At 64.8% G+C, this 19,577-nt stretch carries 14 protein-coding genes, 1 other RNA gene and 1 pseudogene; 12 read left to right on the forward strand and 4 right to left on the reverse strand.

Translation table 11 applies throughout. The features are described from left to right. Positions 1 to 81: 81 nt before the first annotated feature. Together ACCQ00_RS07735 and ACCQ00_RS07740 are read left to right on the forward strand one after the other, a co-directional pair. Positions 82 to 1,500, forward strand: coding sequence for a cryptochrome/photolyase family protein (locus ACCQ00_RS07735; RefSeq protein ID WP_039570427.1), 1,419 nt, complete (start codon positions 82 to 84; stop codon positions 1,498 to 1,500). Positions 1,501 to 1,771: 271 nt separating this feature from the next. After that, a complete protein-coding gene (locus ACCQ00_RS07740; RefSeq protein ID WP_017155745.1) occupies positions 1,772 to 2,497 on the forward strand; it encodes a YiaD family glycine zipper/OmpA-like lipoprotein in 726 nt (241 codons plus the stop codon). A gap of 832 nt (positions 2,498 to 3,329) precedes the next feature. On the opposite strand, the gene ACCQ00_RS07745 is transcribed toward ACCQ00_RS07740, so the two are convergent. Next, a complete protein-coding gene (locus ACCQ00_RS07745; RefSeq protein WP_017155746.1) occupies positions 3,330 to 4,364 on the reverse strand; it encodes an XC_2801 family transcriptional regulator in 1,035 nt (344 codons plus the stop codon). A gap of 127 nt (positions 4,365 to 4,491) precedes the next feature. Here ACCQ00_RS07745 and ACCQ00_RS07750 point away from each other — a divergent pair, with 127 nt between their 5' ends. The 6 genes from ACCQ00_RS07750 to ACCQ00_RS07775 all read left to right on the forward strand — a co-directional run bounded on the left by ACCQ00_RS07750 (position 4,492) and on the right by ACCQ00_RS07775 (position 12,220). Further along, positions 4,492 to 4,719, forward strand: coding sequence for a hypothetical protein (locus ACCQ00_RS07750; protein ID WP_039570431.1), 228 nt, complete (start codon positions 4,492 to 4,494; stop codon positions 4,717 to 4,719). Further along, on the forward strand, positions 4,716 to 5,489 hold the full coding sequence (locus ACCQ00_RS07755; RefSeq protein WP_039570434.1) for an SDR family NAD(P)-dependent oxidoreductase: 774 nt from the start codon (positions 4,716 to 4,718) through the stop codon (positions 5,487 to 5,489). The genes ACCQ00_RS07750 and ACCQ00_RS07755 overlap by 4 nt, the downstream gene beginning before the upstream one ends. Continuing rightward, a complete protein-coding gene (locus ACCQ00_RS07760) occupies positions 5,486 to 6,676 on the forward strand; it encodes an efflux RND transporter periplasmic adaptor subunit (RefSeq protein WP_039570437.1) in 1,191 nt (396 codons plus the stop codon). The genes ACCQ00_RS07755 and ACCQ00_RS07760 overlap by 4 nt, the downstream gene beginning before the upstream one ends. 178 nt (positions 6,677 to 6,854) lie before the next feature. Continuing rightward, a complete protein-coding gene (locus ACCQ00_RS07765; RefSeq protein ID WP_039570440.1) occupies positions 6,855 to 10,031 on the forward strand; it encodes an efflux RND transporter permease subunit in 3,177 nt (1,058 codons plus the stop codon). A gap of 42 nt (positions 10,032 to 10,073) precedes the next feature. Beyond that, positions 10,074 to 10,802, forward strand: a complete 729-nt coding sequence (locus ACCQ00_RS07770; protein WP_017159388.1) for an SDR family oxidoreductase — start codon at positions 10,074 to 10,076, stop codon at positions 10,800 to 10,802. Beyond that, on the forward strand, positions 10,796 to 12,220 hold the full coding sequence (locus tag ACCQ00_RS07775) for an efflux transporter outer membrane subunit (protein ID WP_017159387.1): 1,425 nt from the start codon (positions 10,796 to 10,798) through the stop codon (positions 12,218 to 12,220). The genes ACCQ00_RS07770 and ACCQ00_RS07775 overlap by 7 nt, the downstream gene beginning before the upstream one ends. Before the next feature lie 246 nt (positions 12,221 to 12,466). Here ACCQ00_RS07775 and ACCQ00_RS07780 read toward each other — a convergent pair whose 3' ends face one another. Continuing rightward, positions 12,467 to 13,441, reverse strand: coding sequence for a GGDEF domain-containing protein (locus tag ACCQ00_RS07780; protein ID WP_017155752.1), 975 nt, complete (start codon positions 13,439 to 13,441; stop codon positions 12,467 to 12,469). Positions 13,442 to 13,535: 94 nt separating this feature from the next. On the opposite strand from ACCQ00_RS07780, the gene ACCQ00_RS07785 reads away from it, so the two are divergent. After that, positions 13,536 to 13,841 carry a hypothetical protein gene (locus ACCQ00_RS07785; RefSeq protein WP_017155753.1) on the forward strand — a complete coding sequence of 102 codons (306 nt, stop codon included), beginning with the start codon at positions 13,536 to 13,538 and terminating at the stop codon, positions 13,839 to 13,841. 190 nt (positions 13,842 to 14,031) lie between these two features. On the opposite strand, the gene ACCQ00_RS07790 is transcribed toward ACCQ00_RS07785, so the two are convergent. Next, entirely contained in the window at positions 14,032 to 15,687 is a 1,656-nt protein-coding gene (locus ACCQ00_RS07790) for a sensor domain-containing diguanylate cyclase (RefSeq protein WP_039583920.1), read from the reverse strand. A gap of 199 nt (positions 15,688 to 15,886) precedes the next feature. On the opposite strand from ACCQ00_RS07790, the gene ACCQ00_RS07795 reads away from it, so the two are divergent. After that, the gene (locus ACCQ00_RS07795; RefSeq protein ID WP_372354142.1) at positions 15,887 to 16,135 is read left to right on the forward strand and encodes a hypothetical protein; all 249 of its coding nucleotides are present in this window, start codon (positions 15,887 to 15,889) and stop codon (positions 16,133 to 16,135) included. Positions 16,136 to 16,211: 76 nt separating this feature from the next. Next, the gene (locus ACCQ00_RS07800; RefSeq protein ID WP_157926047.1) at positions 16,212 to 16,388 is read left to right on the forward strand and encodes a hypothetical protein; all 177 of its coding nucleotides are present in this window, start codon (positions 16,212 to 16,214) and stop codon (positions 16,386 to 16,388) included. Between the two features lie 106 nt (positions 16,389 to 16,494). Here ACCQ00_RS07800 and ssrA read toward each other — a convergent pair. Further along, positions 16,495 to 16,891, reverse strand: a transfer-messenger RNA (tmRNA) gene (gene ssrA / locus ACCQ00_RS07805). A gap of 135 nt (positions 16,892 to 17,026) precedes the next feature. Between ssrA and ACCQ00_RS07810 the strand changes: the two are divergent. Beyond that, a pseudogene (locus tag ACCQ00_RS07810) lies at positions 17,027 to 19,473 on the forward strand (S8 family serine peptidase). The last annotated feature ends 104 nt before the right edge of the window (positions 19,474 to 19,577 follow it).

The following is a 19,577-nucleotide window of genomic DNA, read 5'->3' on the forward strand; positions in this document are numbered from 1 at the left end:
GTCGTACGGCGCCCGGCATCGCGCCATCGTTGCGCCCGCTGGCTTATGCTGCGCAGCCTCATCGTTCGCTGCCGAGCTCGTATGTCATACGCCATCGTCTGGTTCCGTCGCGATCTGCGTCTGCAAGACAACCCGGCCTTGCGCGCCGCACTCGATGCGGGGCATCACCCGATTCCGTTGTACATCGACGCGCCGCACGAAGAGGGCGAATGGACGCCTGGCGCCGCATCGCGCAGCTGGCGGCATCGCGCCCTTGCAGCCTTGGATGACGCGTTGCGTGCGCTCGGCAGCGGCCTGGTCATTCGCTCCGGCAACAGCGCGCAGGTGCTGGATGAGGTGATCGCGCAGACCGGCGCGGTGGCGGTGTACTGGAACCGCAAATATGAGCCGGCCACGCAGCCGCGCGACGCACAGATCAAGCGCGACCTGCGCGAGCGCGGCATCGAGGTGCAGAGCTGCAATGCCGCGCTGCTGTTCGAACCGTGGCAGTTGTCCACGCAGCAGGGCGGCCCGTACAAGGTGTTTACCCCGTTCTGGCGCAATGCGCTGACGCAGCTGCAATTGCCCGCCGCCATGGATGCGCCGCGTCGCCTGCCGCCGCTGCCTGCGAGCTTGAAGACCGATGCGCTCGACACGCTGCAGTTGGTGCCGGGCCTGCAGTGGGACCAGGGCTTTTGGGAGCACTGGCAGCCCGGCGAAGCCGGCGCGCACGAAATGCTGGAGATCTTTATCGACGGCGCGCTGTCTGGATATCGCGAAAACCGCGATCGCCCCGATCGCGTCGGCACCTCGCAACTGTCGCCGCATCTGCACTTTGGCGAGATTGCTCCGTGGCGGATTGCCAGCGCGCTGGAAGCGCAGCGCACTGCGCGCAATGGCGCGGAAATCGATGGCTATATCCGGCAGCTGGGCTGGCGCGACTTTGCGTATCACTTGCTGCATCACTTCCCGGACACCACCAACCAGAATCTCAATCCACGCTTTGCAGGATTCGACTGGGCAACGGTCGACCCGGTGGCATTGCAGGCCTGGCAGCGTGGCCGCACCGGCATTCCCATCGTCGATGCCGGCATGCGCCAGCTCTGGCATACCGGCTGGATGCACAACCGCGTGCGCATGATCGTCGCCAGTTTTTTGTGCAAGCATCTGCGCATCCACTGGATCGAAGGCGCGCGCTGGTTCTGGGACACGCTGGTCGATGCGGACCTGGCCAACAATACGCTGGGCTGGCAGTGGGTGGCCGGCACCGGCGCCGATGCGGCGCCCTATTTCCGCGTGTTCAATCCGGTGACGCAGGCAGAAAAATTCGACCCGCACGCGACCTACATCACGCGCTGGGTGCCTGAGCTGGGCAAGCTTGCGGTGAAAGAACGCTTCGCGCCGTGGTTGCATCCATTGGCGCTGGCTCGCTTTGCTCCGGAGTATCCGCGCCATCCAATCATCGGCTTGGCCGAGGGCCGCGATGCGGCGCTGGCCGCGTATGCGAGGTCGCGTGCCTAGTCGCCGCTGATCGATGCGCGTGTGCCCGTTTGCATGGTGCACACCGTGCTGTTTGATGAGTGAGTACAGGGCCTGCAACGCGCGTCGTTGATCGGCCTGCGCTGATTGATGTGGCGGTGCACGTGTGCGTGTCATGGCCGAAAACGTTTTCCTGAATGGCGCACCTGCTGCACATGGATTGCGGCGGTTTTCATCATGCGCCAGTCGCGTGGGCCTGTTTATCCTCGCGCACACGATTGAGTGCCGGATGGTCCGGCCATAGGAGAACACCATGTCCCCAGCAGCCACCAAGAGTCTTGCCGTTGCACTGGCCAGCGCCATTGCGCTGTCCGCTTGCGCCACCGGCGGCTCGTATGTGCAGCGCGACCAATACGGCGAGCAGACACAACAGCAGAATCGAACCGGCCGCAACGCGCTGATCGGTACCGCCATTGGTGTGGCTGCAGGCCTGCTCACCGGCGATAGCGCCACCGAGCGTCGTCAGCACGCGATGGTCGGCGCCGGCATCGGTGCACTGAGCGGTGCGGCGATCGGCCAGTACCAGGATCGCCAGGAGCGCGCGCTGCGCGAGCGCACTGCCAACACCGGGATCGAAGTACAACGCCAGGGCGACAACATCAGCCTGAACCTGCCCGACGGCATCACCTTCGACTTCGGCAAGTCGGCTTTGAAGCCGCAGTTCTACACCGCGCTCAACGGCGTGGCCTCCACGCTGCGCGAGTACAACCAGACCATGGTGGAAGTGGTGGGGCATACCGATAGCGTGGGTAGCGATGCGGTCAATCAGCGCCTGTCCGAAGAGCGCGCCAGCGCAGTTGCACAGTACCTGACGGCGCAAGGTGTGCAGCGCGAGCGCATGGAAACCATGGGGGCCGGCAAGCGTTATCCGATTGCCGACAACACCACCGACGCCGGCCGGGCCAAGAACCGCCGCGTCGAAATCCGCCTGATTCCCTTGCGTGCAGAAGGCGCTGCCAGCAATAGCGGCATGCGTTGAGGGGATGCAGTGAATCGTGGCGAGTCGGATGACTCACCCGCGATGTGCTGATGTACGCAAAACAGGCCGCGAAAGCGGCCTGTTTTTCTGCTGCATGGTGTGATCAAGAGCAGCTAACCAATCGCTCGGGTTTAGAACGGCTGGTCTGCACGGCTTTGAGGTCTCGATCTTCCGATGTCATCGGCGCTGATGTGTCGGCGCAACTGTGGAACTTCAAAGCGCGGATCTGAGTGTTGTTGCAGGGCCCTTGCCCGCCCACCATCGCGGGACACGCTGCAAGGACGTCCATGTAAGCTCCTTGGCGGCATCCATGCCGCTCAAGGTCCCGCGACGGTGAGCGGGCAAGGACCAGTCGAGTTGGTCGCTGTATTTGTGCAAGCGATTGATGCGTTCGCTAGCGATTTAAGGAGGCGCGGCTAGCTCGCAGTGCTCAAGCGAAGGTATCTCCACCACCTTTCCTACGATGGGCCGCTTTCCGAGCGACCGGCCAACGTTCTGGTGCGGTGTCCTCGCCGCGTGCGGGACCGTTGGCGGCATGGGTGCCGCCATCGAGCCCCCATGGATGGGTTGACGGCGTCCCGCGAGCGGCGAGGGCACCGCGCGCGTGACCGAGTCGGCTTTGCGCTCATCGGGTGATCGCATCCGACGACGCCACGACGGACGTCTGGATCTTTCCCAACTCACCGCTTACGGCAGTGAGACCATTTGCAAACCGACCGAGCTATCGTCGGCTGTACGCGTGTGGTGACAGAGATGCATTCACTGAGTTGCATCGATGAACTTATGGGCTGCGCCGGACGGCTGGCACCGCCGGCGCACGCTTGATCGGCCACTACGCCGTGACGTTTTCCAGAATCCGCTTCCCTTCAGCGCGCAACTGCGCGTCTGCGCCCACGTCGACTTTTGCATCGTGGTCGGCCTTTTGTGCGGCCAGACGGGCAGGGCACTGCGCCATCATGTAGTCCGCATCGAAGTTCATGCGCGTCACCAAAAAGTCCACGAACGCACGTACTTTCGGCGACACCAGTCGGCCACCGGCGAACACCGCGTTGAAGTCCACCTCAGGCCCGGTCCAACCGGCCAGCACGCGGCGCACCAGGCCCGATTGCACGAATGGCTTGGCCATCACATCGCCAGTCAGCAACAGGCCTTCGCCGCACAACACTGCACCGTTGAGCGCAGCCGGATCGTTGGCCACCATCAGCGGATTGACCGGGAAATCGCGTACGTCGCTGCCATCGCTGAGCGACCAGAAGAAGCGGTTGTTGTGCACGTTGCGGTTCTTGCGCAAGGCAAGCGTGCGATGGAATTGCAATTCGTCCGGATGCAGCGGCTCGCCATAGCGTTCGATGTAGGACGGGCTGGCGAATACCTGAGTGCGCAAGCTGCCGAGCTTGCGCGCCACCAGGTTGGAATCGGGCAGCGCGCCAACCCGCAATGCCAGATCGGCTTCGCCTCCAATCAGGTCCAGCTTCTCGTTGCCCAGATGCATGTCCAGCTGGATTTCCGGATATTGCGCGTGGAATTCGCCCAGCAACGGCGCGATCCAGGTAATGCCCAACGAATACGGCACGGTAAAACGCAACCAGCCACGCGGGCCAGATTGCAGTTGCCCCACCGCGCTTTCGGCCTCTTCCAGCTCGCGCGCGATGCGCTGGCAATGTTCGTGGTACACCGAGCCGGCTTCGGTCAGCCCGATGCGGCGCGTGGTTCGATGCAACAGGCGCGCACCTAGCCGGGTTTCAAGTTCCTGCACCTTGCGGCTGACGGTGGTCTTGGGCAGGCCAAGCGCATTGGCGGCGGCGATGAAGCTGCCTTGTTCGACCACCTTGACGAAGATCAAGGTGTCGTTGAGATCGTGAGTCATGGGATGCCTTCCGGGGGTCAGGAGGGATTAGACCGCTTACGGGACGATTATTCCCCTAAATCCGGACTAATCAAGTGCTGCTTTGAAGCCTAACTTATGCGGCATCCCTCCATGCAGGAGCACGGCCATGTGGTTGTGCAACGTCTTCGGCGTGTCTTCCAACAAGCGCAGTGCGATCGAAAACGCCTTCGATCCGGTCGTTTCCACGGAAAAACGGTCTTACGACAGTGCCTTGCGCGAATTCTCCAGCTCGCCACGGTGGCAGGCTGGCGGCGCGCCTGCGCAGCGAACTGGACTGCAGGCGCGCTGGGCGCGGCGCGGAATTATCCCGATCTCGGGAGCGAAAATCCCATGAGCGGGACGGTTCAATCCGAGACGGCCGTCATTGGCGGCGCGGGCAACGTGGGCATGGGCATTGTCTCTGCGTTGCTGGACGCCGGCATGCCAACGGTGGCGATTGGGCGCGACGCCGCCAAGCTGGACGCACTGCGCGCGCAGCACGGTCACTCGCCGCTGCTGGACATCGTGCAGGGATCGGTGGCCGACGATGCGTCCGCGCAGCGCCTGGCCACCGAACTGGCCCAGCGGCAACGACCGCTGGGTGCGGTGATCGCCAGCCTGGGCAGCCCGCCGAAGGCCGGGCGGCTGGTGGATCGGCCGGTGGCCGCCCTGCGTCGTCGCCTGGACCGCGACGTGCTGCCGCATCTGGCTGCCGCCCGCCACCTGCTGCCGCTGCTGGCCGAAGCCGACGGCGGCGGCCGCTATCTGCTGCTCGGCAGCCCGTGCGCGCTGCGTGCCTGGTCGGCGCATGGCGATCGGTCGGTTGCGGCCTCCGCCACGCGCATGCTTGCCCAGGTGTTGCACGAGGAAGCCAAGCCGTTGGGCGTGCGCGTGCAGTTGCTCTCGGTCGAGCAGCCGGTCTGCACGCCCGGTCGCGCCAAGGACGCCTGTCCGGAATGGATCCGTGCCGTGGACGTCGGCCGCGCCGCTGTTTCCCTGATCGCCGGACCTGGCCAGCCCGGACAAGCCATCGTGACCGTGAGTCGTCGCCCGCCGGCCGCACCGTCGGCGAGCCGGCTGGCCGGTCTGCAATTTCCCATCCCCACCCGAGAGATTTCCCCATGACCACGAACGCCACCCCGTTCCGTTTTCCCTTGCGTACCGTGTTGGCGGGCGCCGTGCTTGCGGTCGTGCTCGCCGGCTGCGGTAGCAAGGCCGCCGAGACCGGCGTACCGCCGCCGCCCAGTGTCAGCGTCGCGCCGGTGCTGATGAAGCAGATCAGCCAGTGGGACGAATTCAGCGGCCGCATCGAGCCGGTGGAAAGCGTCGAACTGCGTCCGCGCGTGTCCGGCTATATCGACAAGGTCAACTACACCGAAGGTGCGGAAGTGAAGAAGGGCGATGTGCTGTTCACCATCGACGAGCGTAGCTACCGCGCCGAGTTCGCGCGTGCCAACGCGTCGCTGGTGCGTGCCCGCACCCAGGCCACGCTGGCACGTAGCGAAGCTGCGCGTGCACGCAAATTGTCCGAGCAGCAGGCCATTTCCACCGAAACCTGGGAGCAACGCCGCGCTGCTGCCGATCAGGCCGATGCCGACCTGCAGGCCGCCCAGGCCGCGGTGGACACCGCCAGGCTCAACCTGGACTGGACGCGCGTGCGCGCTCCCATCGACGGTCGCGCCGGGCGTGCGATGGTCACCGCCGGCAACCTGGTCACGGCTGGCGACAGTGCCAGCGTGCTGACCACGCTGGTGTCGCTGGACGAGGTATTTGTCTATTTCGACGCCGACGAAGGTACCTTCCTGCGCTATTCGCAGATGGCCCGCAACGGCGAGCGCCCGGACGAACGTGGCGGCGAGTTGCCGGTGCGGATCGGGCTGGTCGGCGAGCAAGGCTTCCCGCATAACGGTCGCGTGGATTTCCTGGACAACCAGGTGACCCGCAGCACCGGCACCATCCGCGTCCGCGCGGTACTGGATAACGCGCAACGGCAATTCACGCCGGGCTTGTATGCGCATGTGCAGTTGCTGGGCAGCGGCCAGTTCAAGGCCATGCTGGTGGACGAAAAGGCCGTGCTCACCGACCAGGACCGCAAGTACGTGTACGTGGTGGACAAGGACGGCAAGGCGCAGCGCCGCGATGTGGAGCTCGGCCGCAGTGCCGATGGTCTGCGCATCGTGCGTAGCGGCCTGGCCGCCGGCGACCGCGTGGTGGTCGATGGCGTGCAGAAGATCTTCATGCCCGGCATGCCGGTGGACGCCAAGACCGTGGCCATGGCGCCGGCGGCGGACAAGCGCACCGCTTCCAATTAGGTATCGCCAACGCGCGTTGCGCGCCGTCGCGCCTTCCCGGCGACTGCGCGCCACCTGCCACGGCTGCACTGATCCATCGCTGCATCGCAGCTCATGACTGCCGGCCTCGTCATCAGGCCGGCCCGGAGCCGCCGTGCCGCGCCGCCACCCGGCGGCACCCTCTTTCAGGACCATCCCAATGGACTTTTCCCGTTTTTTCATCGACCGGCCGATCTTTGCCGCGGTGCTGTCGATCATCATCTTCGCCGCCGGCCTGATCGCCATGCCGCTGCTGCCGATCAGCGAATACCCCGAAGTGGTACCGCCGAGCGTGCAGGTGCGCGCGGTGTATCCGGGCGCCAACCCCAAGGTCATTGCCGAAACCGTCGCCACGCCGCTTGAGGAAGCCATCAACGGCGTGGAAAACATGATGTACATGAAGTCGGTGGCCGGCTCGGACGGCGTGCTGGTGGTCACCGTGACCTTCAAGCCCGGCACCGATCCGGACCAGGCGCAGGTGCAGGTGCAGAACCGAGTCAGCCAGGCGCAGGCGCGTCTGCCCGAAGACGTGCGCCGCCAGGGCGTGACCACGCAGAAGCAATCGCCGACGCTGACCATGGTCGTGCATCTGACCTCGCCCAAGGGCAAGTACAACTCGCTGTACCTGAGCAACTACGCCACCTTGAAGGTCAAGGACGAGCTGTCGCGCCTGCCCGGCGTGGGCCAGATCCAGATCTTCGGTGCCGGCGACTACGCCATGCGCATCTGGTTGAACCCGGACAAGGTGGCCGCACGCGGGCTCACCGCCAGCGATGTGGTCGCCGCCATCCGCGAGCAGAACGTGCAGGTCTCCGCCGGCCAGCTCGGTGCCGAGCCCATGCCCAACAAGAGCGATTTCCTGCTCTCGATCAACGCGCAGGGCCGCCTCACCACTGAAGAAGAGTTCGGCAACATCGTCATCCGCAGCGGCAACAGCGGCGAGATCGTGCGCTTGAGCGATGTGGCGCGCCTGGAACTGGGCGCCGGCAACTACACCTTGCGCTCGCAGCTGGACAACCAGAACGCGGTGGGCATGGGCGTGTTCCAGTCGCCCGGTGCCAACGCGATCGAATTGTCCGATGCGGTGCGCGCCAAGATGGCCGAGCTGGAAAAGCAGTTTCCGCAGGACATGGCATGGTCGGCCGCGTACGACCCGACCGTGTTCGTGCGCGATTCTATCAGCGCGGTAGTGCACACGCTGCTGGAAGCGGTGCTGCTGGTGGTGCTGGTGGTGATCCTGTTCCTGCAGACCTGGCGCGCTTCGATCATTCCGTTGCTGGCGGTGCCGGTGTCGGTGGTCGGTACGTTTGCGGCGCTGTATCTGCTGGGTTTCTCCATCAATACGCTGAGCCTGTTCGGCTTGGTGCTGGCGATCGGCATCGTGGTCGACGACGCGATCGTGGTGGTGGAAAACGTCGAGCGCAACATCGAAGAAGGGTTGAGCCCGCTGGCGGCCGCGCATCAGGCCATGCGCGAAGTGTCCGGGCCGATCATCGCCATCGCGCTGGTGCTGTGCGCGGTGTTCGTGCCGATGGCGTTCCTGTCGGGCGTGACCGGCCAGTTCTACAAGCAGTTCGCGGTGACCATCGCCATTTCCACGGTGATTTCGGCGATCAACTCGCTGACCTTGTCGCCGGCGCTGGCAGCGATGCTGCTCAAGTCGCACGACGCGCCCAAGGACGGTCCGTCGCGGTTGATCGACCGCTTGTTCGGCTGGTTGTTCCGCCCGTTCAACCGTTTCTTCAACACCAGCTCGCACAAGTACCAAGGTGCGGTGTCGCGCGCGCTGGGCAAGCGAGGTGCGGTGTTCGTGGTCTACCTGCTGCTGCTGGTCGGTACCGGTTTCATGTTCAAGCTGGTGCCCGGCGGCTTCATTCCGACCCAGGACAAGCTGTATCTGATTGCCGGTACCAAGCTGCCGGAAGGATCGTCGCTGGAGCGCACCAATGAGGTGATCCGCCAGATCACCCAGATCGCGCTGCAGACCGACGGGGTGGATCACGCCATTGCGTTCCCCGGCCTGAACCCGCTGCAGTTCACCAATACGCCCAATACCGGCACGGTGTTCCTGACGCTCAAGCCATTCAGCCAGCGCAGCCGCACCGCCGCGCAGATCAATGCGGAAATCAACGCACGCATCAGCCAGATCCAGCAGGGCTTCGCATTCGCCTTCATGCCGCCGCCGATTCTGGGCTTGGGCCAGGGCTCGGGCTATTCGCTGTACATCCAGGACCGTGCCGGCCTGGGCTATGGCCAGTTGCAGAGTGCGGTGAATGCGATGTCCGGTGCGATCTCGCAAACGCCGGGCATGCAGTTCCCGATCGGCACCTACCAGGCCAACGTGCCGCAGCTCGACGCCAAGGTCGACCGCGACAAGGCCAAGGCGCAGGGCGTGCCGTTGACCAACCTGTTCGACACGCTGCAGACCTATCTGGGGTCGTCCTACATCAACGACTTCAATCGCTTCGGTCGCACCTACCAGGTGATCGCCCAGGCCGATGGACAGTTCCGCGATAGCGTGGAAGACATCGCCAACCTGCGCACGCGTAATGCCAACGGCGACATGGTGCCGATCGGCAGCATGGTCACGCTGGGCCAGACCTACGGCCCGGACCCGGTGATCCGCTACAACGGCTATCCGGCTGCCGACCTCATTGGCGAGGCGGATCCGCGCGTGCTGTCGTCCACCGAGGCGATGCAGAAGCTGTCCAGCATGGCGCCGCAGGTGCTGCCCAACGGCATGAACATCGAGTGGACCGACCTGAGCTACCAGCAGTCCACGCAAGGCAACTCGGCATTGATCGTGTTCCCGATGGCGGTGTTGCTCGCGTTCCTGGTGCTGGCCGCGTTGTACGAAAGCTGGACGCTGCCGCTGGCCGTGATCCTGATCGTGCCGATGACCTTGCTGTCTGCGTTGTTCGGTGTGTGGCTCACCGGCGGCGACAACAACGTGTTCGTGCAGGTGGGTCTGGTGGTGTTGATGGGCCTGGCATGCAAGAACGCGATCCTGATCGTGGAGTTCGCCCGCGAACTGGAAATGCACGGCAAGGGCATCGTTGAAGCGGCACTGGAAGCCTGCCGTTTGCGCCTGCGCCCCATCGTGATGACCTCCATCGCCTTCATCGCCGGCACCGTGCCGCTGGTGTTTGGCCATGGCGCCGGCGCCGAAGTGCGCTCGGTCACCGGTATCACGGTGTTCGCCGGCATGCTGGGTGTGACCTTGTTCGGCCTGTTCCTGACGCCGGTGTTCTACGTGGCGCTGCGCAAGTGGGTGACCGGTCGCGGTCCCGCGACACCGCCCGCAGTTGCGCACGATCACGCCCACGTCAACGCCTGAGCGCGCATTACTTCCCCCTCCATACATTCGAAGGATTTACACATGAGCAATACCAAGATCGCACTGGTCACCGGCGCCACCCGCGGTATCGGTCTGGAGACCGTTCGTCAACTCGCACAGGCCGGCGTGCACACGCTGCTGGCCGGGCGCAAGCGCGACGACGCCGTGGCCGCGGCCCTCAAGTTGCAGGCCGAAGGCCTGCCGGTGGAGGCCATCCAGCTCGATGTCAACGACGACATCAGCGTTGCTGCCGCCGTGGGCACGGTGGAGCAGCGTCATGGCCATCTGGACATCCTGATCAACAACGCCGGCATCATGCTCGATGACCTGCAGCGCACCCCGTCGCAGCAGAGCCTGGAGGTATGGAAGCGCACCTTCGACACCAACCTGTTCGCCGTGGTCGAGGTGACCAAGGCCTTCCTGCCGCTGCTGCGTCGCTCGCTGGCCGGGCGCATCGTCAATGTGTCCAGCCTCCTCGGCTCGCTGACCTTGCATAGCCAACCCGGCTCGCCGATCTACGATTTCAAGATTCCGGCTTACAACATCTCCAAGAGCGCGTTGAACAGCTGGACCGTGCATCTGGCCCACGAATTGCGCGACACCGCCATCAAGGTCAATGCCGTGCATCCGGGCTCGGTCAAGACCGACATGAACGGTGGTGGGGAACTCGAGGTGGAGCAGGGCGCTGCCAGCAGTGTGCAAATGGCGCTGTTGGATGCGCACGGTGCCACCGGCAGCTTTACCCATCTGGGAGAGGTGTTGCCATGGTAAGAAACTTCCTGAGCGTGGCCTTGGCTGCGCTGGTGCTCAGCGGTTGCGCGGTCGGGCCGGATTACCGCCCCGATCCGCCCGCGGCGGTGACGCTGCAAGGCGCGCAGGACGCATCCTTCAGCACCGAATCGCCGGTCGGCAACTGGTGGTCGCAATTCGACGACCCGGTGCTGGAACAGCTGGTGCGCGACGCCTTGTTCGCCAACCACGACCTGCGCATCGCGGTGGCGCGCGTCAAGCAGGCGCGCGCGGTGTTCGTCGAGCGCCGTCTGGATCAGGCGCCGCATATCACCGCGCAAGGCAGCTTCGATCGTCGCGAACAGCAGCAGGTGATCGCCGGCAATCAGCGCTTTCTGACCGAGCAGACCACGCTTGGTCTGGATGCGGCCTGGGAGCTGGACCTGTTCGGCCGGCAGCGGCGTGCATCGGAGGCCGCGCGTGCCGACCTGGATGCCGAGCAGGCCAACCTGCAGGACGTGCAGGTCACCGTTGCTGCCGAAGTGGCGCGCAATTATTTCGAACTGCGCGGCACCCAGAAGCGGCTGGATGTCTCCAAGCGCACGCTCACCAACCTGCGCGACACCCAGAAGCTGACGCAGACGCGGTGGGATCTGGGTGCCGGCAGCGAGTTGGATGTGCAGAGCAGCCTGGCGCGGTTGAAGGCGATCGAAGCGGATATTCCGCTGCTGGAAACCGCCGAGGCGCAATACCGCCACCGTCTGGCAGTATTGCTGGGCCAGCAACCCGATGCCTTGGATGCCACCTTGGCCGCGCGCGAGATGCCGGCGTTTGCGCGGCCGCTGCCGCTGGGCGATACCGCCGGCTTGCTGCGTCAGCGTCCAGATGTGCGCGGCGCCGAGCGCCGGCTGGCGGCAGCCACCGCGCAAGTGGGCGTGGCCACGGCCGACCTGTTTCCGCGCATCAGCGTGAGCGGGTTCGTCGGCTTCCTGACCGGCGACGCGGCCAGGTTGACCGAAGGCAATGCCAAGGCCTGGTCGGTGACCCCGTCGATCAGCTGGGCCGCCTTCGATTTCGGCACCGTGCGCGCGCGGTTGCGCGCCAGCAAGGCGCAGGCCGAAGGTGCGTTGGCTCAGTATCAACAAACCGTCTTGCTGGCGCTGGAAGACACCGAAAACGCCTTGATCGGCTATGGCCGCCAGCAGGCGCGCCTGGCCATCGTGGTGGAGCAGGCCAATGCCGCGCGGCGTGCCGAGCAGCTGGCGCAGATCCGCTACCGCGAGGGCTCGGAAGACTTCCTCACCCTGCTGGACGCGCAGCGTACCCAGCTGGCGGCCGATGATGCGTTGGCGCAGGCCGAAGCGGCGGTGAATGTCGGCGTGGTCGGCGTGTACAAGGCGCTCGGTGGCTGGAAGCAGGATCAAGCGCCTGCGGCACCGGTGGCCGTGGTCGATCGTTGAACGATGCGCGCGGGGCGGCCAGTGGGTCGCCCCGCAGTTCTGGCTGCAGCGTCAGCGTTCAGCGAGGCGATCGAAGGTATGCAGTGATGGCGGGCGATACCGGCCATGCATCCGACGCCATCGGTTCGCTCGCCTCTCTGGCAGGTGCGCGACCGGCATTTCGTCAGCACCATCGCATTCGTGCCATGCATCAACCCATCTGCCAGGTGCATACGCCGACGCCGACGCATGCATACCGCCAGGCATCTATTCGGCGATCCTCACGCTGTCGCGTCCGCCGTTCTTGGCCAGGTACAGCGCTGCATCGGCACGCGAAAACCAGTCCTGCCAATGCGTTTCGCCATCGTGGCGCGCCGCGCCCAGCGACACGGTGATGCGCCCGCCGGGTCCGCGCAAGCCGTTGCGTATCACCTTGCGCAAGCGTTCGGTGGCCGCTTCCAGTTCGGCCAGCGAGCCGGCACGCAGCAGAACCACGAATTCTTCGCCACCAAAACGGAACACCTGGTGCGGGTCGCGTACTTCGAAGCGCAGGATGGTGGCCAGGTCCGAAAGCGCCGCGTCGCCGGCGGCATGCCCGTACAGATCGTTGACCTCCTTGAAGTGATCCAGGTCCAGGATGATCAGGCTGTTGAGCCGGTCGTGCGGTTGGCGTTGATCGATCTGGTGGGTCAGCGCACGTTCCAGCATGCGACGGTTGGGCAAGCCGGTCAGTGCATCCAGCGAGGCCAGTTCTTCCAGATGCACGCGGTCGTCCTGCATCCGCAGCGAAAACGCATAGCCCACCGCCAGCGTCACCAGCGTCACCACGATCGTCGACACGCCCTGGCCGGGGCTGGTGATCAGGCCGGGCAAGAACAACAAGGCGGCCAGCAGCGGCAAGCTCAACAACACCGCGCGCCGTGGGCCGCACAGGAAATAATTGGTGGCCAGCACCGGGAACAGCCAGGGCAGGGCGCCATCGCCCCCGGTCCAGCACGCCACCAGGCACCCGCCGACATTGATCGACGCCAGCCACACGCCGCCAGCGCCGGTGTCTTCGGCACTGCGCATCTGCCAGCCCCGCCATACCGCCAGCACGCCCAGCGCAGCGGTGACCAGACACGCAACTGCCTGACCGGTCATGGCCAGATACACCGCATAGAGGCAAAGCAACAGCGCGGTGATTGGCCCAAGCATCTTGACGATGCCGAGTCGAAAATCCCGCCGCAGGTGGAGGATCACAGGGAAGGTTCTATAGGAGTCGGCATCATTATCGGCGGAGCGCGGTCAAAGTTGAGCATGCCTTCATCGCCGCAATGGGTAGGAAAGTGAAGCGTTGCAGCGCAAGGCTTCGCACATCCTTGACGGCGTTGCCGCAAACGTATCGTTTTGGTTGTCGGAGTCTGCCATGCCCACCCGCGAAGAACTGGCCACGCGCCTGGACGCGTTGCAGGAACAGTTGCCCAAGTTGTCGGCAGATGAAGATGCGGATTTCGACTACCTGGATTTTCAGGCGCGTGCAGAAGCGATCCTGAGCAGCGCCGCGCAGGACGATGCCGCCTATGTGCGCACGCGTATCGACGGCATGCTGGCTGGTGCGGGATTGATTCCCACCGATGATGCGGGCCAGGCCTGCGGCTGAGGCCTCGTCTTGGCATGAGCCCAGGTGCTTGAGTGTTAGTCGCTGCAATGCGGGCGCTGGCGAACGATCCGAGCATCTTCGCGTAGATGCTCGCAACAGGGTCCGCAAAGCGCGCGCGATGCGGATCTGAGTGTGGACCGCGCAACACCCGTCTTTGGCAACGGGCCGCAGGAGCACGCCTGGCCGTTGTTCAGGCCACGAATGCAAGGACGTCCGCGCTCATCACCTGATTGCGGCCACCCTGCTTGGCGCGATACAGCGCCGCGTCCGCCCGTTGCACCAACGAAGCCACGGTGGCGGCATGATCGGGGAAGCTGGCCGCGCCGAACGAGGCGGTGACCTTCGGCAGACAGACGCCATCGCCCATCACCTGCAAGGCCTCGATGCTGGCGCGCAGTTTCTCCGCCATCATGCAGGCGGTTGGCAGATCGACCTCGGGCAGGATGATCGTCAATTCTTCGCCGCCGTACCGGCAGCAGATGTCCTCGCCACGCGTTTGCGCCAGCAGCAATTCGCCAATGGCCGCCAGTACGCGGTCGCCGCCGCTGTGCCCATGCAGGTCGTTGAACCGCTTGAAGTGATCCACATCCAGCATCAGTACCGACAACGGCAGCGCCCGGCGCGTGCAGCGCGCCAACTCGTGATTGAGGGTTTCTTCCAGATAGCGGCGGTTGTACAGGCCTGTCAGCGGGTCGCGGATCGACTGCTGGCGCAGCGTTTCGCGCAAGCGCAGGTTGTGCAGCGCCAGGGAGAGTTGTTCCGCTGCCGCCTCGGCCACGGTCAACGAGGCCAGATCGTCGGGGCCTTCGCTACGCAATGCCAGCATCCCCAACTGCGTGCCCTGCGCCGAGAGCGGAATGCAGGCGGTGGCCGCATTCGCCGGGAGGTTGACGCCGGCATGCTGGCATAGCATCCCGGCGCTGGCGTCCATCACCACATGGGTGCGGTCGCGGCGCAACGCCCAGCAGTTGTCCGGCGCGATGCTGGCGCTGGCGTCGTCGGCCATCTCGCCCCAGGCGACCACCTGTTCGGCACGATCGCGCGAGGCGCGTAGCAGGTAGACCGCGCCGGCGGCACCTGGAATCAGCGGCGCAATCGTGCGTGTGGTGATTTCCAGCGCTTCTTCGGCGTTGCGGCAGTTCTGCAGCAGCCCGGAGTAGCGTGCCAGCGCCTCCAGGCCAGCGGAGGTGCGTTCGAGTGCGGCAAACGACTCGATCAGGCGCTCGCTGGTCCGGCTGGCGTCGTCTTCGGCACGCGTGCGCCGTTCCAGCTCGCGCGACAGCAGGCGATAGGCCAGCAGCATCACCAGCAAGCCACTGACAATGCCGATCACGGTCACCCACAGCGCCCACTGTGCGCTGCGTGTGGTGGCCGCGTTGCGCCTGATCAGTTGCTGCCGTTCCAGCTCCGTCATGGTCTGCACCTGGCGGCGCAGCGATGAAGAGGTCTGGAACACCCCGCGCGCGATGGCAGCACGCGCGCCCTCCAGGCCTTGCGTGCGATAGCGATGCAACAGCTCGTCGATCTGCACCAGGCGCGCGTCCACCAAACGGCTCAGCACGACCACATTGCGCCGCTGCGTCGGGTTGTCCTGCACCAGGGCGTCCAGCCGCACGATGCGCTCGGGCAGGCGGCCGATCGCGTCGGCATACACGCCCAGAAAGGCCTCGTTGTCGGTCAGTACGTAGCCGCGCGCCGACGATTCCGCCGATAGCATGCCCGCCTGGATTTCGTCGATGCTGGCAATCACTTCCTGCGTGTGCGTCACCCAGCCGGCGTCCGATAACGAACGCTGCGTGGTGAGATATCCACCCACGCCGATCAGCACAAAGATCAGCCCGCCCACCAGCAGGGCCCCGGCAGCGCGACGTTTGGTTCTTTTGGTCAACACCGCGTTCCCCGGCACGATTGTCTGGTCGAGGCCGATGCAAGTCGCGTGCCTACGCTCCACTTCGCTTTGCCGAGTCAGCTGGCAGACGGCGCATTGCCCCCGGCCGCAGCATGGTGACGGTATGCTGGCAAGCAGTCACCGAAAAGGGCGCCCTTTGGTCATTTTTCTAGGCAACTACCAGCTCACCTGTCATGCCGCCAAAGGCGATACCCCCGCCCATGGCTGGGTTGCCGGCTGGGATATCGCACAGATCGGCATTGGCCGCGGCGCGAACCTGGCAGGCGCTGCGCTGTCGTCGACCTTTCCTGACCATCGCAGCGCCATGGCCGCCGCCCGCATTGCCGGCAAGGTCACGCTGGAAGCCATGCACGCCAAGGCGCAAGAACAGCGCGAGCACGCCTGAGCAAGGTGCTGACGGCTGGCACGCGATTTGCTCAGGTCGGATCAGGGCGCCGTCGAGCGTCCCTGGAGCAAGTTCAATGGAAGAGCCCAACAAAAGCGCCCTGGTGCTGCTGCAATTGGAAGCCAGTGCGTTGCTGGCCTTATTCGATCAACTCCGCGTTGATGCCGTCCCGCGGTGCGCAGACGCCGGAGGACTTGCAGACGCGGTCGACGGTGACCAAGAGCACCAACACGCAGTGCACGTCACTAACTGACGCAGCGCGCAGTCTCGCATTGGGTCAGGCAACACTCATGAAAAAGGCCGGGAATCCTCTGCATCGAGAATTCCCGGCCTTGGTCGGTCGTCTTAGGACCGTGGTTTGGTGGAGGTGGGCGGAATCGAACCGCCGTCCGGAAGCACTCCATCCCCAGCACTACATGCTTAGCCCTCCGTTAGATCTCGTTCCCAGGCAGCACGGTTGGCAAAGCGCACCTGGAAACCAGCCTGCTTTATCTGACCGGTAGCTGACAGGCAGCCACTACCGATGGTTCCGTGATAATGACCCTACACCTACGAGCACGGGCACAAGTAGGTTCGGGGGTTCGCCTTAGGCGGCTGTAGAACTACAACTAAAGCCAATTAAGCGGCGATAGCGAAGTCCGAACCGTAGTTGTCATCGTTGGCAACTAAAAGTTTGCTGCTGGATTAACGAGGAAAGCTGCCCCCTCGGCATGCGCCAAGCGACTTCGCGACCCCCGTCGAAACCAGTGCACCCCCGGGGAAAGCAGTAAAACGCTGACCGGCTCAGTGTAGGGATCGGCGCGCCCTGTCACAAGTAGTGAGATGCGCAGCGCTTACAGTGGCTTCAGTCCCGTACCGGACGGAACAGTCTGCAAACGAAGGAGCGATGCGATGGCGACAGGCAAGCCCCCACGTTCGAAACCTGCACGCGCGTTGCCGCGCAAGGCTGCTGCTAGCACGCAACATGCGGCGCGGCCGCGCGCGGCGCGTGCGCAGCAAGCCGGGGCCGAGGAGCCCGCGGCGACCCGCGTGCAAGGCAAGGCGCGTACGGTGATCTACATCCATGGCATCGGCAACAAGCCGCCGGCCGATGTGCTGCGTTGCCAATGGGACAAGGCCTTGTTCGGGCGGCCCATGGGTGAGCGCACGCGGCTGGCGTACTGGGTCAATCGCGAGCGGTATCCGGTGGCCGAGCCGGGCAATTGCGATGCGCGCGATGTGGGTCCGGCGCTCAATCAAAGCGTGCAGCGCGCCTTGAGTACGCTTGGCCTGGTGCCGGGCGAACAGGACCTGCACCTGTTGGCAGACGCGCTGGCGCAGAGCGAGCAGGAACGTGCCGATCTGCATCGGCTGCTGGACGAGCTTCAGGGCACCTCCGTGCCCGGCAGCGTGCAGGCCAAGGGGGCCATCGATGCGATCAACCGGGTGTTGCTACGGCTGATTTCCGCCGCATTGTTGCAGGACGTACATGACCTGTTCTTCGTGCCGGAACGTGCGGCGCTGATGCGCGAAAGTCTGGCGCAGCGGCTGCGCGCAGGCGGCGGGCCATTCGTGATGGTGGCGCACAGCCAGGGTTCGATGATCGCCTTCGATGTGCTGCGCCAGCTGAAGGCCGCCGACTGCGAGGTCAGTTTGTTCCTCACCCTGGGCTCGCCACTGGGCTTGCCGCAGGTGCGTAGCATGTTCAAGCGCTGGACCGGCACGCGCAAACTGCCGTTCCCCGAGTGCGTACAGCGCTGGATCAATGTGGCCGAAACGCGCGACCCGATCGCGCTGGACCCGGACCTCACCGACGACATCGCCAATGCGAAAGGACGTTTCGAAAACCTGGCCGCTGCGCGTTTGAATCCGGACTGGCAGCACAACCCGCATTCGGCGTCGGGTTATCTGTCGATTCCGCAGGTGCGCGCCGCGGTGCGCCAAGCCGTGGGTGTGGGTTTCGATCAGCCGGTGTCCAACGCAGTGCTGATCAAGGACCTCAGCGAGCAGCTCGAAGCGCATGGCCCGGAGTACCGACACGATGTGCTGATCGAACTGGATCGGCGCGTGTTGGGGCACGACCCCGCCGGTGTGCGCGCATTGCTGTTGCAGCATGTGCGTCAGGCCGCTGCGCGTACCACCGGCCTGAGCGGCGATGCGCTGGATGAGGCGATCGAGCTGGAAGACAGTCTGCAGCGTTTCGTGTCTGCGCGGCTGACCCGGTTCGAGATCGAATCGCTGCAGGATCGCTACCGCGCGTTGGGCTTTCGGCGGGTGTGGCGCGATGCCGGAAAACGCGCGTTGATCCATGTATCGGGCAATGTGCTGCATGCCGATGCGGCACGCACGGCGTATCGCGCGCGCGGGCAACAGATCGGTTGGGCGGTGATGGATACCGGCATCGCGGCCGATCACCCGCATTTTTTCGTCAAGGGTGAGCGCGACAACGTGGTGGCCCAGTGGGATTGCACGCGACGCGGTGCGCCCAAACGGCTGACCCGCGGCGATGGCACGGCGTTTACCCGGCTCGATCGGCATGGCCACGGCACGCATATCGCCGGCATCATCGCCGGCCAGTGCCGCGCGTCGATCCCGGATGCGAGCGGCACGCCCGGCCGTACGCTGGAAGTGTCCGGCATGGCGCCGGAGACCCAGTTATATGGCTTCAAGGTGCTCGACGATGCCGGAAACGGCCGCGACTCGTGGACGATCAAGGCGGTGCAGCAGGTGGCCGACATCAACGAGCGCGCCGGCGAGCTGGTCATCCATGGCGTCAATCTGAGCCTGGGCGGCTGCTTCGACCCGGAGAGCTACGGCTGCGGGTTTACGCCGTTGTGCAACGAATTACGCCGGCTGTGGCGGCAAGGCGTGCTGGTGGTGGTCGCGGCCGGCAACGAAGGCCTGGCCTGGTTGATGCGCAACGACGGTGACGCATATGCGGCCAACATGGATCTGTCGATCAGCGACCCGGGCAATCTGGAAGACGCCATCGTGGTCGGCTCGGTGCACAAGAGTAGCCCGCACAATTATGGCGTGTCGTATTTTTCCTCGCGCGGGCCGACCGCCGACGGCCGCAGCAAGCCGGTGTGGTTGCGCCAGGGGAGAAGATCCTGTCGGCCTACTACGGCTTCGACCCGAACGACCCGTCCAGCCTGATGGTGGAGATGAGCGGCACCAGCATGGCCGCACCGCATGTTTCCGGCTTGCTGGCGGGCTTCTTGTCGGCGCGCCGCGAGTTCATTGGCTTCCCGGACCGGGTCAAGCAATTGCTGCTGGATACCTGCACAGACCTGCAGCGCGACCGCTATGTGCAGGGCAGGGGAGTGCCGAATTTGATGCGGATGCTTGGAGCGACGTGATTCGGAGCCGTGAGTCGTGAGTCGGGATTGGGGATTGGGGATTGGGGATTGGCAAGAGCGGCGGGGCTAGCTTCGCCGCTCTGCATGTATGGATCTCAAGCCAG

It is taken from the genome of Xanthomonas sp. NCPPB 3761 (assembly GCF_041475705.2).
In the GTDB taxonomy this organism is placed as follows: Bacteria; Pseudomonadota; Gammaproteobacteria; order Xanthomonadales; family Xanthomonadaceae; genus Xanthomonas; species Xanthomonas phaseoli.